At 67.6% G+C, this 13,191-nt stretch carries 13 protein-coding genes; 7 read left to right on the forward strand and 6 right to left on the reverse strand.

Features of this window, described 5'->3' with window-relative positions; translation table 11 throughout:
- Positions 1–102: 102 nt before the first annotated feature.
- Both LRS03_RS04070 and aptA read right to left on the reverse strand, forming a co-directional pair.
- A complete protein-coding gene (locus LRS03_RS04070) occupies positions 103–1,395 on the reverse strand; it encodes an NAD(P)/FAD-dependent oxidoreductase (RefSeq protein ID WP_257829399.1) in 1,293 nt (430 codons plus the stop codon).
- Between the two features lie 10 nt (positions 1,396–1,405).
- Positions 1,406–2,710 carry an omega-aminotransferase AptA gene (aptA, locus tag LRS03_RS04075; protein ID WP_257823983.1) on the reverse strand — a complete coding sequence of 435 codons (1,305 nt, stop codon included), beginning with the start codon at positions 2,708–2,710 and terminating at the stop codon, positions 1,406–1,408.
- 360 nt (positions 2,711–3,070) lie between these two features.
- Here aptA and aceA point away from each other — a divergent pair, with 360 nt between their 5' ends.
- On the forward strand, positions 3,071–4,387 hold the full coding sequence (gene aceA / locus LRS03_RS04080; RefSeq protein ID WP_257823984.1) for an isocitrate lyase: 1,317 nt from the start codon (positions 3,071–3,073) through the stop codon (positions 4,385–4,387).
- Positions 4,388–4,761: 374 nt separating this feature from the next.
- Here aceA and LRS03_RS04085 read toward each other — a convergent pair whose 3' ends face one another.
- A complete protein-coding gene (locus tag LRS03_RS04085; RefSeq protein ID WP_257829400.1) occupies positions 4,762–5,910 on the reverse strand; it encodes an iron-containing alcohol dehydrogenase in 1,149 nt (382 codons plus the stop codon).
- 114 nt (positions 5,911–6,024) lie between these two features.
- On the opposite strand from LRS03_RS04085, the gene LRS03_RS04090 reads away from it, so the two are divergent.
- Together LRS03_RS04090 and LRS03_RS04095 are read left to right on the forward strand one after the other, a co-directional pair.
- Complete coding sequence (locus LRS03_RS04090; protein ID WP_257829402.1) at positions 6,025–6,936, forward strand: alpha/beta hydrolase; 912 nt, start codon at positions 6,025–6,027, stop codon at positions 6,934–6,936.
- Entirely contained in the window at positions 6,933–7,796 is an 864-nt protein-coding gene (locus tag LRS03_RS04095) for a YbgC/FadM family acyl-CoA thioesterase (RefSeq protein ID WP_257823985.1), read from the forward strand. The genes LRS03_RS04090 and LRS03_RS04095 overlap by 4 nt, the downstream gene beginning before the upstream one ends.
- Positions 7,797–7,826: 30 nt before the next feature.
- On the opposite strand, the gene LRS03_RS04100 is transcribed toward LRS03_RS04095, so the two are convergent.
- The 3 genes from LRS03_RS04100 to ygfZ are packed head-to-tail and all read right to left on the reverse strand — an operon-like array spanning position 7,827 to position 10,081.
- Positions 7,827–8,783: an NRDE family protein gene (locus tag LRS03_RS04100; protein ID WP_257823986.1), complete on the reverse strand. Its 957-nt coding sequence runs from the start codon at positions 8,781–8,783 to the stop codon at positions 7,827–7,829.
- Positions 8,774–9,061, reverse strand: a complete 288-nt coding sequence (locus LRS03_RS04105; protein ID WP_257823987.1) for a DUF4936 family protein — start codon at positions 9,059–9,061, stop codon at positions 8,774–8,776. Before LRS03_RS04105 ends, LRS03_RS04100 begins: the two co-directional genes overlap by 10 nt.
- A gap of 60 nt (positions 9,062–9,121) precedes the next feature.
- Positions 9,122–10,081 carry a CAF17-like 4Fe-4S cluster assembly/insertion protein YgfZ gene (gene ygfZ, locus LRS03_RS04110; protein WP_489739910.1) on the reverse strand — a complete coding sequence of 320 codons (960 nt, stop codon included), beginning with the start codon at positions 10,079–10,081 and terminating at the stop codon, positions 9,122–9,124.
- Positions 10,082–10,132: 51 nt separating this feature from the next.
- On the opposite strand from ygfZ, the gene mltG reads away from it, so the two are divergent.
- Genes mltG through LRS03_RS04130 form a run of 4 tightly spaced genes read left to right on the forward strand, consistent with a single transcriptional unit; the run spans position 10,133 to position 13,184 of the window.
- A complete protein-coding gene (mltG, locus tag LRS03_RS04115; protein WP_374684995.1) occupies positions 10,133–11,137 on the forward strand; it encodes an endolytic transglycosylase MltG in 1,005 nt (334 codons plus the stop codon).
- Positions 11,138–11,146: 9 nt separating this feature from the next.
- The gene (tmk, locus tag LRS03_RS04120) at positions 11,147–11,755 is read left to right on the forward strand and encodes a dTMP kinase (RefSeq protein ID WP_257823989.1); all 609 of its coding nucleotides are present in this window, start codon (positions 11,147–11,149) and stop codon (positions 11,753–11,755) included.
- Complete coding sequence (gene holB, locus LRS03_RS04125) at positions 11,749–12,789, forward strand: DNA polymerase III subunit delta' (protein WP_257823990.1); 1,041 nt, start codon at positions 11,749–11,751, stop codon at positions 12,787–12,789. Before tmk ends, holB begins: the two co-directional genes overlap by 7 nt.
- Positions 12,786–13,184 (forward strand): PilZ domain-containing protein, encoded by a 399-nt coding sequence (locus tag LRS03_RS04130; protein ID WP_374684996.1) that lies wholly within the window; start codon positions 12,786–12,788, stop codon positions 13,182–13,184. Before holB ends, LRS03_RS04130 begins: the two co-directional genes overlap by 4 nt.
- Positions 13,185–13,191 lie beyond the last annotated feature (7 nt).

Below are 13,191 nucleotides of genomic sequence, written 5' to 3' on the forward strand. Positions count from 1 at the left end.
GGCCGGACTGCACTGGGCTTGCTGTTGACCATTTGTGTATGCAAAGAGTTTGCCCGGCTGCGGCCCGAAGTCAACTGCGGCAAGCGCGTTGCATGGGCTTCGTCACAACAGATCGCGCAAACGGTAGTACGCCATGCCGAGCACCAGGGCCGGCATGCGCAGCCAGCGGCCACCCGGGAACGGGCGGTGTCGCAGGCGTGCGTAGACGTCGAAGCGCTCGGCTTGGCCGGCGATGGCTTCGGCGACCAGCTTGCCCGCCAGGCCGGTGAGGGCCACGCCATGGCCCGAGAAGCCTTGCACGTAGTAGACGTTGGGGTGCAGGCGCCCGAAATCGGGCGCGCGGTTCATCGTGATGTCGACGAAACCGCCCCATGCGTGGGCGATGCGCGTCGTGGCCAGTTGCGGAAAGCTCTGCGCCATGCGCCGCTGCATGCTGGCCGCGAGGTTGGCGGGGGTGGCAGTGCTGTAGCTGACACGGCCGCCATACAGCATGCGATGGTCGGCGGTCGGACGGAAGTAGTCGAGCACGAAGTTGGTGTCGCACACCGCCGAGCGGCTGGGGATGAGTTGCCGCAGCAGGGACGGGTCCAGCGGCTCGGAGGCCACGATGTAGGTGCCGACGGGCATGATGCGTTTTTCGAGCGCAGGGGCGAGTCCACCCAGGTAGACGTTGCCGGCGAGCAGCACATGCGAAGCGCGCACCTCGCCTTGCGGCGTGCGCAGGCACACGGTCGCGCCCGGCGTGATGCCGGTGACCGGTGTGCGTTCATGGATCTGAACACCCAGCCGAGACGCCGCGCGGGCCAGGCCCAGCGTGTACTTGAGCGGGTGCAGGTGGCCGGAGCGCGGGTCGTGAAGGCCGCTGTGAAAACGGGGGCTGTCGATCCAGCGGGGCAGGTCGGCAGGGGCGATCCAGTTCGCGTCATAGCCATACCGGCGCTGCATCTGATCGAGCCAACTGCGCAGCGCTCTGCCTTTGCGTGCGTTGACGGCGAGGCTGAGGTAGCCCGGTTGCCACTCGCAGTCGATGCCGAAACGGGAGCTGCGCTGTGCGAGGAGGTCGAGCGCCTCCAGGGTCGTGTTCCAGACCATCCGAGCCGCCTCGGCGCCAAGCTGGCTTTCGATGGTGGAGGGGTCGCACGCGAGGCCCGCGATGGCCTGGCCACCGTTGCGGCCCGAAGCGCCGGCGCCGACCTGTCGCGCTTCAAGCAGGGCCACGCGGTAGCCGCGCTCGGCGAGCTCGATGGCGGCCGACAGCCCCGCCAGGCCGCCGCCGACGATGGCCACGTCGCACGCCAGCTCGCCCTGCAGGGGCGCGTGGGGCATGCGGCGAGGCGCGGTCGCGTCGTAGTACGAATCGCGGGCCAGCGCGTCGTCGGTGGCGAGAAAGCCCACCACGCGCGCGTCAGGCTGCGCGTTTCAAGGCATCGGAGATCGTGCCGATGATCTGGTCGATGTGCTTGTTCTCGATGATGAGCGGCGGCGAGAGCGCGATCGTGTCGCCGGTGGTGCGGATCAGCACGCCCTTTTCCCAGCAGTCGAGGAAGACCGAGAACGCACGCTTGCCCGGCTGGCCCTCGATCGGCTTCAGCTCGATGCCGCCCACGAGGCCGATGTTGCGCACATCGACCACATTCGGGTGGTCGCGCAGCGAATGCACGGCGTTCTCGAAGGTGGCGGCCATCTTGGCCCCGCGGGTCAGCAGGCCTTCTTCGGCATAGGTGTCGAGCGTGCCGAGCGCGGCCGCGCAGGCGAGCGGGTGGCCCGAGTAGGTGTAGCCGTGGAAGAACTCGATCAGGTGCTCGGGCCCGGTCATGAAGGCGTCGTGAATCTTCTGGCTGGCGAAGACGGCACCCATCGGCACGCAGCCGTTGGTGAGGCCCTTGGCGACCGTCATCAGGTCGGGCGTCACGCCGAAATGCGTGGCGGCGAAGGGCGAGCCGAGACGGCCGAAGCCGGTGATGACCTCGTCGAAGATCAGCAGGATGCCGTGCTTGTCGCAGATGGCGCGCAGGCGCTCCAGGTAACCCTTGGGCGGCAGCAGCACGCCGGTGGAGCCGGCGACTGGCTCGACGATCACCGCGGCGATGGTCGAGGCGTCGTGCAGCGCGACCAGGCGCTCCAGGTCGTCGGCCAGTTCGGCACCGTGTTCGGGCTGGCCTCGGGTGAAGAGGTTGCGCGGGTCGTGGGTATGGCGGATGTGGTCCACGCCGGCCAGCATGGCGCCGAACATCTTGCGATTGGCCACCATGCCGCCCACCGAGATGCCGCCGAAGTTGACCCCGTGGTAGCCGCGCTCGCGGCCGATGAGGCGGGTGCGTTGGCCCTCCCCACGGACGCGGTGGTAGGCCAGAGCGATCTTGAGCGCGGTGTCGACCGACTCAGAGCCGGAATTTGTGTAGAAGACCTTGCTGAGCCCCGACGGCGTGAGCTGCACCAGGCGCTCGGCCAGCTCGAACTGCTTGGGGTGGCCCATGTTGAAGGGCGGGGCGAAGTCCATCTCGGCCGCTTGCGCGCGGATGGCCTCGACGATCTTGGGCCGTGCATGCCCGGCGTTCACACACCACAGGCCGGCCACGCCGTCGAGGACCTGGCGGCCTTCCGGCGTCCAGAAATGCATGCCTTCGGCGCGAGAGATGAGGCGCGGTGATTGCTTGAACTGCCGATTGGCGGTGAAGGGCATCCAGTAGGCCGCGAGCTGGTCGTTCATCGAGGGCTCCTCAGAGGGATGATTTGCGGATTGAATGAATTGATCGTACGACTGTCGAGGCGTGCCGTCAGGCAGCGCGGCCATTGCGCAGGGGCGTGCGGTCGGCAGGCCACACAACTTCCACATTGAGGAACGGGCGTTCCACGATATGAGATCAGTGCTTGTTGCGGCGCCGCATTTTCTCTCGTATCGAAAGAAAAGATTCCGCATTCAGAAATCTAATTGCTAACTCGTTGATTTTATTGAGATCGCGATCGTGTCTTATATAAGACATAAGTCTTCCGCTTCTTGCGTTGCGCCGCTATGCTTCACGCAGTTTTTCTTCCGCGTTCTTCTTCTCTCAAACCTCTGGAGTTCGTCATGACCAGTCAGACCCGTGAGCAACAAATTGCCGCCCTTGAAAAGGATTGGGCCACCAACCCGCGCTGGAAGGGCGTGAAGCGCGGCTACACCGCCGCTGACGTCGTGCGTCTGCGCGGCAGCCTGCAGCCCGAGTACACGCTGGCCAAGCGCGGCGCCGAGACGCTGTGGGAGAAGGTCAACGGCGGCGCCAAGAAGGGCTACGTGAACGCGTTCGGCGCCATCACCGCCGGCCAGGCCATGCAGCAGGCCAAGGCTGGCCTCGAGGCCGTGTACCTGTCGGGCTGGCAGGTCGCCGCCGACGGCAACACCTCGGAAACCATGTACCCCGACCAGTCGCTGTACGCCTACGACTCGGTGCCGACCATGGTCCGCCGCATCAACAACACCTTCAAGCGTGCTGACGAGATCCAGTGGTCGCGCGGCATCGGCCCCGGCCACAAGGAGTTCATCGACTACTTCCTGCCCATCGTGGCGGACGCGGAAGCCGGTTTCGGCGGCGTGCTGAACGCCTTCGAACTGATGAAGAACATGATCGCCGCGGGCGCTGCCGGCGTGCACTTCGAAGACCAGCTGGCCGCCGTGAAGAAGTGCGGCCACATGGGTGGCAAGGTGCTCGTGCCGACCCAAGAAGCCTGCGAGAAGCTGATCGCTGCCCGCTTCGCCGCTGACGTCATGGGCGTGCCGACCATCGTGCTGGCCCGTACCGACGCTGAAGCAGCGAACCTGATCACGAGCGACCACGACGCGAACGACAAGCCCTTCCTGACCGGCGAGCGCACGCAAGAAGGCTTCTACCGCGTGAAGAACGGCCTCGAGCAGGCCATCAGCCGCGGTGTCGCCTACGCACCGTACGCTGACCTGGTGTGGTGCGAAACCGGCACGCCCGACATCGGCTTCGCCCGTGAATTCGCGCAGGCTGTGCACGCCAAGTGCCCGGGCAAGCTGCTGTCGTACAACTGCTCGCCGTCGTTCAACTGGAAGAAGAACCTCGACGACAAGGCCATCGCCGAGTTCCAGCAGAAGCTGTCGGACCTGGGCTACAAGTACCAGTTCATCACGCTGGCCGGCATCCACATCAACTGGTACAACACGTTCCAGTTCGCTCACGCCTACGCCCGCGGCGAAGGCATGAAGCACTACACGGAAATGGTGCAAGAGCCCGAATTCGCAGCGCGCGAGAAGGGCTACACCTTCGTGTCGCACCAGCAGGAAGTCGGCGCCGGTTACTTCGACGACGTGACCACCGTGATCCAGGGCGGTTCGTCCTCGGTCAAGGCGCTGACCGGCTCGACGGAAGAAGAGCAGTTCCACTGATCTTCTTCTCCGCGGCTCTTTGTTGAGCTGTTGATGTAGTGGGTTTGAGGCCCGGGAGTCTTTGGCTCCCGGGCTTTTTCTTTTGGGTTCGGCTCGGGAGTGCTGGGACGGGGTGCCGTGCTCCGTTCATGTCCCCCGACAAAGACCGCTTTTGCGGTCTTTGTCTCCTCCTTTACTTCACTGCGCACGGCACCCCATCCCAGCACTCTGCACGACTCTGGCAACGGTCTTTGTGTGCCACTACCTTCGCAAGCCAAGGGCAGGGGGCAGCGGCGCAGTGAAGTAAAGGAGGAGGGCGGGCGCAGCCCGACCGGGGGACATGAACGGAGCCGGTGCCCCCTGTCCTTGGCCTCGCTCAGCCCGACGCATGCCGACTACATCGACGCGGCAATGATCTCGCGGTACTCATCCTCAGTGGCGATACGCGGATTCGTCTTGTGGCAGTGATCCTTCATCGCCCCTTCGATGATGCGGTTGAAGAGATCCTCACCCACCCCCATCGCGCGCAAGCCGGAAGGCAGGCCCAGCCGGCGGTTCAGGTCGCGCAGCGCCTCGGCCAGCTCGGTGCCTTTCGAATCGCATGAGCCGATGCCGATCGCATGCGCCATGCGCTGCAGCCGCTGTTCCTTCTGGATGGATTCGGCCGCCGCATTGAACTTCACCACTTCGGGCAGGAACATCGCGTTGAGCGTGCCGTGGTGAAGCTTGGGGTTCGCGCCGCCCAGGCTGTGGCTCAGCGAGTGCACCGCCCCCAGGCCTTTCTGGAAGGCCATCGCGCCCTGCATGCTGGCCGACATCATGTTCCAACGGGCCTCGCGGTCGGCGCCGTTTTCAGTCGCACGCACGATGTGCTTCCAGCCGCGCTCCAGCCCGTCGAGCGAGATGCCGTCGGCAGGCGGGTTCACGGCCGGGGCCATGAAGGTTTCCATGCAGTGGGCGATGGCGTCCATGCCGGTGGCCGCGGTGAGCCAGGCGGGCAGGCCGAGGGTGAGCTCGGGGTCGCAGATGGCGGCCTTGGGCACCAGGTGCCAGCTGTGGAAGCCGAGCTTGCGGCCGTCGTCGACGATCACGATCGCGCCGCGTGCGACTTCGCTGCCGGTGCCGGCCGTGGTGGGCACGGCGATGACCGGTGCCACCGCGTCGGTGATCTTCGGGCTGCCGCCTTCGATGGTGGCGTAGGTCTTCATCGGGCCCGGATGCGTCGCGGCAATCGCCACGCCCTTGGCCAGGTCGATGCTGGAGCCGCCTCCGACGGCGATGAGGCCGTCGCACCCTTCGCGCCGGTAGACCTCGACGGCCGCGCGCACGGCCGCTTCGGTGGGGTTGAAGGGCGTCTGGTCGAACACCGCATGCGGCACCTTGCCGAGCGCCGCGAGGGCCTTGTCGAGCACACCCACGGCGCGGATGCCGGGATCGGTCACCACCAGCGGCTTCTTGATGCCGGTGCGTTCGCACTCTTGCGGCAGCAGGCTCACGGTGCCGAAGTCGAGTTGGATCTGGGTGATGTAGTTGATGAAGGCCATGGTCGGCAGCACACAGAAGAGGGTGAGCTGGCCAGTATGCTCTGGCATGTTGCCCGGCTCCATCGGGTCATCCCATAAAGCTCACCGGTGAGTCGCCATCTCCTGACCCCCGCCATGCGCGGCCTGCTCGAACGCATTCACCGCGCCGGTGTGCCGCCCTTGTATTCGCTGCCGGTCCGCGAGGCGCGCAAGGCGTACACGCTGCGATCCGAGGTGCTCGACCTCCCGCGGGCACCGCTGGCGCGTGTTGAAGACATCAAGATTCCCGCGGCAGACGGCACGCCGCTGGACGCACGCCTCTACGCGCCATCGAGCGACGTGCTTCCGTTGATGCTCTACACCCACGGCGGCGGTTTCACCATCGGCAACCTGGAGACGCATGACAGCCTGTGCCGCCAGTTCGCACTGCGCAGCGGTGCGGCGGTGGTGGCCTTGCACTACCGCCTGGCACCCGAGCACCGCTTCCCCGTCGCCGTCGACGACACCTGGGCGGCGATGACCTGGCTGTCTCAACACGGCGCAACCCTGGGCCTCGACGGCACCCGTCTCGCGGTCGGCGGCGACAGCGCCGGCGGCACGCTCGCCGCCGTGGCCGCGCTGCATGCGCGCGACATCGGCCTGCCGCTCGCGCTGCAGTTGCTCATCACCCCCGGCACCACCGCGCATCAAGACACCGCCTCGCACGAGCAGTTCGAAAGCGGCTTCCTGCTCGAAGGCGAGGGCATCGATTGGTTCTTCAACCACTACATCGACAAGGCGCATCGCGACGACTGGCGCTTTGCGCCGCTCAATGCCGACGATGCCGAGGGTGTGGCGCCGGCCTGTTTCATCCTCGCCGAATGCGACCCGCTGGTCGACGAAGGCGTCGCCTATGCCGACAAGTTGCGTGCGGCGCGTGTGGCGGTCGACCTTGAGCTGTACCGCGGCGTGACGCACGACTTCATCAAAATGGGACGTGCGCTGCCCGAAGCGATTGCCGCGCTCGACGCCGCAGCCCTAGCCCTCAAGAAAGCCCTGACACCATGAAAAGAAACGAATTCCGCTTCGCCGAGCGCCTGCGTGTGCGCTGGGTCGAGGTCGACATGCAGAAGATCGTCTTCAACGGCCACTACCTGGCGTATTTCGACACGGCCGTCGGCGGCTACTGGCGCGCGCTCGCGATGCCCTACACCGAGACCATGGAGTACCTGGGTGGGGACCTCTTCGTGCGCAAGTCGACCGTCGAGTACCAGGGCTCAGCCCGCTACGACGACGTGCTCGACATCGGCGTGCGCTGTGCGCGCATCGGCAACTCGTCGTTGATCTTCCATTGCGCCGTGTTCCGCAACGACCAGGCGCTCGTCACGGGCGAACTCGTCTACGTCTTCGCCGACCCCGCCACGCAGACCTCGAAGCCGGTGCCGCAGGAACTGCGCGAAGTGCTGCAGGGCTTCGAGGCCGGCCGCACGATGGTCGACGTGCGCGTGGGAGGCTGGGACGAGCTGGGCAAGGACGCCCGCCACATCCGCACCACGGTCTTCATCGAAGAGCAGGGCATCCCGAAGGAGATGGAGTGGGACGAGGCCGACCCCGACCCGGGCTGCGTGCACGCCGTGGCCTACAACCGCTTCGGCCAGCCGCTGGCCACCGGCCGCCTGCTGGAGCACGTGCCCGGTGTTGCCAAGATCGGCCGCATGGCGGTCTCGCAGACGATGCGCGGCAGCGGCGTCGGCCATGCGGTGCTGGAAGCGCTGATGAAAGCGGCGCGCGAGCGCGGCTACCGCGAAGCGGTGCTGCATGCGCAGATGTCGGCGGCGGCCTTCTACACGCGCGCCGGCTTCGTCACACGAGGTGCGATGTTTGAAGAGGTGGGCATTCCGCACATCGAGATGGTGCGGACGCTTTGATGACGGCCCGGCGCTTGGCCCAGTCGGTGATCAAAGGCTCGGCGCGGCCTGCCTGCGCCGACGCGAGCCCTCGGGCTTGAGCAGGCTGCGCACGCGGGTCTTGCGTGTCGGCTCGGTGGGAGCTTCCTCGCTCTCGGTCACCGCGCCTTGGGCGGCGGGCGCATCCGAGGTCTCTTCGGTGTAGCGCGGCGGCCAGTCCTTGAGCGACGAGCGCCGCAGGAGCGCCATGCCGCCGGTCGGGCTGTAGGTGCGCTCCAGCACGTGCGTGACCAGGCGCTTGTTCACGCGCTCGGTGATCACGAGCGTGGTGCAGCGGGTGCCGTAGTTGCCGTCGGCCGTGCGGATGAACGCCGGCGACAGCGCTTTTTCCAGGTCGAGCGGAACGCCGGTCGAGGGCAGCAGGTGGTCGGGCGCTGGCGTGCGGTCGTTCATCGCATCGAAGAGTTCCACCGCCAGCGTGTCGAGCGACTCGGTGCTGTCGATCGATTCGCGCACACGCTCCTTGAGCGACGTGACCTTCGGCCAGGGTGTGTCGAGCGAGGCGTTCGACAGGCCATAGAGCCCGCGCTCCAGGCGCAGCGGGTTCGAGTCCTGGCTCGACGCGAAGAAGCATTCGCCGCGACGGAAATCGGCCGCGATCAGGTTGAAGCCGTTGTAGCCCGACAGCGCCGTGTGCATCCAGAAGCGGTCGGCGCTCAGGTCGCCCGCGAGCCAGCGGGTGACGATGCCGCCGCGCGAGGGCGCGCTCGGGTCGCGGTTGGCGGGGTCGCGCACGTTGGTGATGAGTGCGAGGCGGCCTTTGGCGGTGAGACCGAGCCAGGTGCCGCCGGCTTCGAGGTCGCGGCCACCAAGCACGTCGGGCTGGCCGGCGCCGGGCGACCACCACGCGAGGCGTGCGGCAGGGCGCTGGAAGAATTCATCGCGGTTGGCCGCGATCACGAGCGGGAAGCGCCGCGACTGGTCGAGCGCGATGGCGACTAGGCACATGCGTCGAACTCCTCGACGTGGCGCTGGCCTTCGATCCAGCGCAGCAGGGCCAGGGCGGCGGTTTCAATCGCGCTTTGCAGCGCGCTGTCGATGCCGTCGGGGGAGGAGTAGGTTTCCATCCAGGTATGCAGTCCATCTGCCGCTTGTGGGCGGCGCAGCAGCCGGGCCTGCAAGCCGGGGTGACGTACGCGCAACTCGGTCTGCATGCGCGACACCTCGGCGTGCAAGACGCTGGCGTTCTCTTGTGTCGCTCGATAGTAGATGAACAACTCGCGCACGATTCGCCTCCGTCCTGCAGCGCCGTGAACTGTTGCCGCGCTTGGCACGGCGCGTTTGTGTCAGGCGGCGTCGGCGGGCAGCCGGTACGGCAATTCCTCACGAACCAGCAGCGGGCCGCCTGCCGCACCTGCATGGAGGTCGCCGCCTTCCAGGGCCGCAAGCTTGAGTTCGATCAGCGCGAGGTGGCGCCCTTCCTCGGCCGCGGCTGCATTGGCCACGAGCCCGGCCGGTTGCGAGGGGTCGGCGTCGTGGAAGACCTCCTGCCCCGCCGCGAGCGCCGATGCGCTGCTGAAGAGAAAACTGCGCCGCTTGATCGTGCCGCGGTACTGGCTGCGCGCCACCACTTCCTGGCCGGGGTAGCAGCCTTTCTTGAAGTCGACGCCGCCCAGTACTTCGAAATTGAGCATCTGCGGCACGAACTGGTCGACCGTCGCCGCCTCGATGCGCGCCACGCCACTTTGCACCTCGGCCCGGCGCCACGCCGCCTCCGACAGCGCGGGCAGGGCAGGAGCGGGCACGTCGAGCGGTGCCGCCCAGAGGTAGCGCGCGTGGCCGTCAACATCGGGCAGCCGCACGACGTCGGCGCCTTCGTGGGTGGTCTTGCCCCAGGGCTGCGAGGGTGCCGATGCGCCGAGGAACACCTGCGCCGACGGCCCCGCCAGCCCGAGCAGTCGCCATTGCGCCGACGCATCGCTCAGCTTGCACTTGGCCCGCAGCACGAACATCGACAGCCGCTTCTGCGTGGCGGCCAGCAGGTCGGCGCTGCAGGCGAGCAGGATGTCGTCGTCGCCGCTGCGCTTCCAGCCGATGAAGCTTGCGAGCAAGCGGCCCTTGGCCGAGCAATAGCCCGCGAGCCGCGCTTCGCCCGTGCCGAGCAGCGAGAAGTCGTTGGTGAGCTGGCTGTGCAGGAAGCTCGCGGCGTCGTCGCCTTGCGCGCGGATCAGGCCCCAGTGCGGCAGCGGCGCCGCACCGTCGAGAGCAGAAGAGGTCGTCATGCGGCGATTATCATCAGCCGCCATGATCCCAGTGCTTGTAGGTCTGATGTGCCGCGACGGCGGGGCGATCCGCTCGTGAGATTCCTGAAGCGACTTTTCTGGCTGCTGGTGCTCGTGCTGCTTCTGGCCGCAGGCGCCGTGGCGGGTGCGGCGTATTGGTGGCTCGACCAGCCGCTGCCGCTGACCAACCCGTCGATCGAGGTGTCCATCGAGCCCAAGACCACGCCGCGCGACGCGGCCCAGGCCTGGGTGCAGGCCGGTGTGCAGACCGATGCGCGGCTGCTTTACGAATGGTTTCGCTGGTCGGGCCAGGCGCGCAAGATCCGCGCGGGCAGCTACCAGGTCGGCACCGGTGTCACCCCGCGCACGCTGCTCGACAAGATGGTCAAGGGCGACGAAGTCATGGCCACCGTGCGCCTGATCGAGGGCTGGACCTTCCGCCAGTTCCGAGCTGAGCTGGCCAAGGCACCCGACCTGAAGCAAACCACGGCCACGATGAGCGAGGCGGAGCTGATGGCGGCGATCGGCGCGCCGGGTGTGCGTGCCGAAGGCCGCTTCTACCCCGACACCTACGCCTTCAGCAAAGGCGCGAGCGACCTCGCCGTGCTCAAGCGCGCCTACCGCACGATGCAGCGCCAGCTCGATGCGGCCTGGGCTGAGCGCGCGGCCGACACCCCGCTCAAGAGCGCCGACGATGCGCTCACGCTCGCCTCCATCGTCGAAAAGGAAACCGGTGCGGCAAAAGACCGCGGGCTCGTGGCCGGTGTCTTCGTCAACCGCCTGCGCATCGGCATGCCACTGCAGACCGACCCGACCGTCATCTATGGCCTCGGCGAGCGTTTCGACGGCAACCTGCGCAAGGTCGACCTGCTGACCGACGGCCCTTACAACACCTACACCCGCGGCGGCCTGCCGCCCACGCCGATCTCGATGCCGGGGCGGGCCTCGCTGCTCGCGACCGTCCGACCCGACAAGACCCGCGCCTTGTACTTCGTGGCCAAGGGTGACGGCTCCAGCCACTTCAGTGAGACGCTGGCCGAGCACAATCGCGCGGTCACCCAATACCAACTCAGGCGCTGAGCCGATTCCATGAGCCGCTTCATCAGCTTCGAAGGCATCGACGGCGCCGGCAAGTCCACGCACATCGAGTCGCTCGCCGAGCGCTTGCGTGAGCGCGGCAGTGAGGTCGTGATGACACGCGAGCCCGGCGGTACCCCACTCGCCGAGAAGCTGCGCGAGCAGGTGCTGCACCAGCCGATGGATGCGCTCACCGAAGCCTTGCTCGTCTTCGCCGCCCGGCGCGACCACATCCAGCTGGTGATCGCCCCGGCGCTTGCACGCGGCGCGACCGTGCTGTGCGATCGCTTCACCGATGCGACCTTTGCCTACCAGGGCGCCGGCCGCGGCTTCGACACCGCCGTGCTCGCGACCCTCGAAACCTGGGTGCAGCAAGGCCTGCAACCCGACCTCACGTTCTGGTTCGACCTGCCGGCCGAAACCGCCGCTGAGCGCCGTGCGGCGGCCCGCACCCCCGATCGCTTCGAGCAGCTCGATGCCGCCTTCTTCAACCGCGTGCGCTCCGGCTACGAAGCACGCTGCCGGCAGTCACCGCAGCGCTTTGCCCGTATCGACGCCGCTTTGCCGCGCGAGCAGGTCTGGGCCCAGGTCGAAGCCCAGCTGGAGCAGCGCGGGTGGTAGGCGCCGACGGCCAGCTGCCGCTGCCCTGGCTCGGCAAGCCCCTGCAGGACGCGCTGCGCACCCAGCGCGGACACGCGCTGCTCGTGTACGGGGCGCAAGGCACGGGGCAGTTCGAGTTGTCGCTGTGCCTTGCGCAAGCCTGGCTGTGCGAAGCCGGCGAGGGCGCTCAAAAGCCCTGCGGCACCTGCGCCAGCTGCCACCTCGTGCAGGCCCGTTCGCACCCCGACCTGCTGGTGCTGGTGCCCGAGGCGCTGCGCGAATCGCTCGGCTGGGGCAGCGCGGACGACGGCGACGAGGACAAGTCGTCGAAAGCCAAACCGAGCAAGGAGATCAAGGTCGAGGCCGTGCGCACGGCAGTGGGGTTCGCGCAAAGCACCTCGGCGCGCGGCAAGGCCAAGGTGGTGGTGGTGCACCCGGCCGAACGCATGAATGCGATCTCGGCCAACACGCTGCTCAAGACGCTCGAAGAGCCACCGGGCATCGCCCGCTTCGTGCTCAGCTGCGGCGCGCCCGACGCGCTGCTGCCCACCATCCGCAGCCGCTGCCAGGCCGTCGCGCTCGGCCTGCCGGCGGCCGACGTGGCGAGTGCGTGGCTCGCGCAGCACAAGGTGGCCCAGCCCGACGTGATGCTCGCCGCCGCCGGGGGGCAGCCGCTCGAAGCGCTGGCCTGGGTGCAGGAGGGCATCGACGCGGTGAGCTGGACGCGCTTCCCCAAGCAGGTGGCCGGCGGCGAGGCCGCGCCCGTGGCCGGCTGGCCGCTGCCCGTGCTGATCGAGGCGCTGCAGAAGCTCTGCCACGACGCCATGTGCCTGGCCAGCGGCGCGCCGCCGCGCTACTTTCCGCCGGCGGCCTTGCCCACGGGCGCGGCGCTGCCGGCACTCGCGGCCTGGTCGAAAGCCTTGCGCGATGCGCAGCGCCATGCCGATCATCCGTGGAATATGCCCGTGATGGCCGAGTCGCTCGTGCTGCAGGCCGCACAGGCCTTGAAGTCCCCCTTGGCGACGAAACCTCCTTCTGTACACTCGGCCCGATGAGCGAAGCGCCCTCAGCCCCCGTACGAACCGCCGGCAACATGCCTGCAGGCGCCGGTGCACGGCCCAGCGTCATTCAGCTCGTGTTCCGAGAGAAGGGCGCGCTCTACGCGGCCTACATCCCGCTCTTCGCCGACGGCGGTCTCTTCGTGCCGACCACCCGCGAGTACAAGCTCGGCGAAGACATCTACCTGCTGCTCTCGCTGCCCGACGATCCGCAGCGCTACCCGGTGGCCGGCAAGGTCGCCTGGATCACGCCGGTCAACGCCTCCGGCGGCCGCACCCAGGGCGTGGGCGTGCGGTTCCCCTCCGACGAGAAGACCCGCGTGCTCAAGATCAAGATCGAGGAAATCCTCGGCACCTCGATCCAGTCGGCCAAGCCCACCCAGACCATTTGATTGACGC

Source organism: Rhizobacter sp. J219 (genome assembly GCF_024700055.1).
GTDB lineage: Bacteria > Pseudomonadota > Gammaproteobacteria > Burkholderiales > Burkholderiaceae_C > Rhizobacter.

What these genes read in the sequence shown, in the direction of transcription:
- LRS03_RS04085 (WP_257829400.1), bottom strand. Translation starts at nt 5,910, where the DNA reads ATGGCCTTCATCAACTACATCACCCAGATCCAACTCGACTTCGGCACC.
- LRS03_RS04130 (WP_374684996.1), top strand. Translation starts at nt 12,786, where the DNA reads ATGAGCGAAGCGCCCTCAGCCCCCGTACGAACCGCCGGCAACATGCCT.
- tmk (WP_257823989.1), top strand. Translation starts at nt 11,147, where the DNA reads ATGAGCCGCTTCATCAGCTTCGAAGGCATCGACGGCGCCGGCAAGTCC.
- ygfZ (WP_489739910.1), bottom strand. Translation starts at nt 10,081, where the DNA reads ATGGCGGCTGATGATAATCGCCGCATGACGACCTCTTCTGCTCTCGAC.
- LRS03_RS04090 (WP_257829402.1), top strand. Translation starts at nt 6,025, where the DNA reads ATGCGCGGCCTGCTCGAACGCATTCACCGCGCCGGTGTGCCGCCCTTG.
- LRS03_RS04095 (WP_257823985.1), top strand. Translation starts at nt 6,933, where the DNA reads ATGAAAAGAAACGAATTCCGCTTCGCCGAGCGCCTGCGTGTGCGCTGG.
- aptA (WP_257823983.1), bottom strand. Translation starts at nt 2,710, where the DNA reads ATGAACGACCAGCTCGCGGCCTACTGGATGCCCTTCACCGCCAATCGG.
- aceA (WP_257823984.1), top strand. Translation starts at nt 3,071, where the DNA reads ATGACCAGTCAGACCCGTGAGCAACAAATTGCCGCCCTTGAAAAGGAT.
- LRS03_RS04100 (WP_257823986.1), bottom strand. Translation starts at nt 8,783, where the DNA reads ATGTGCCTAGTCGCCATCGCGCTCGACCAGTCGCGGCGCTTCCCGCTC.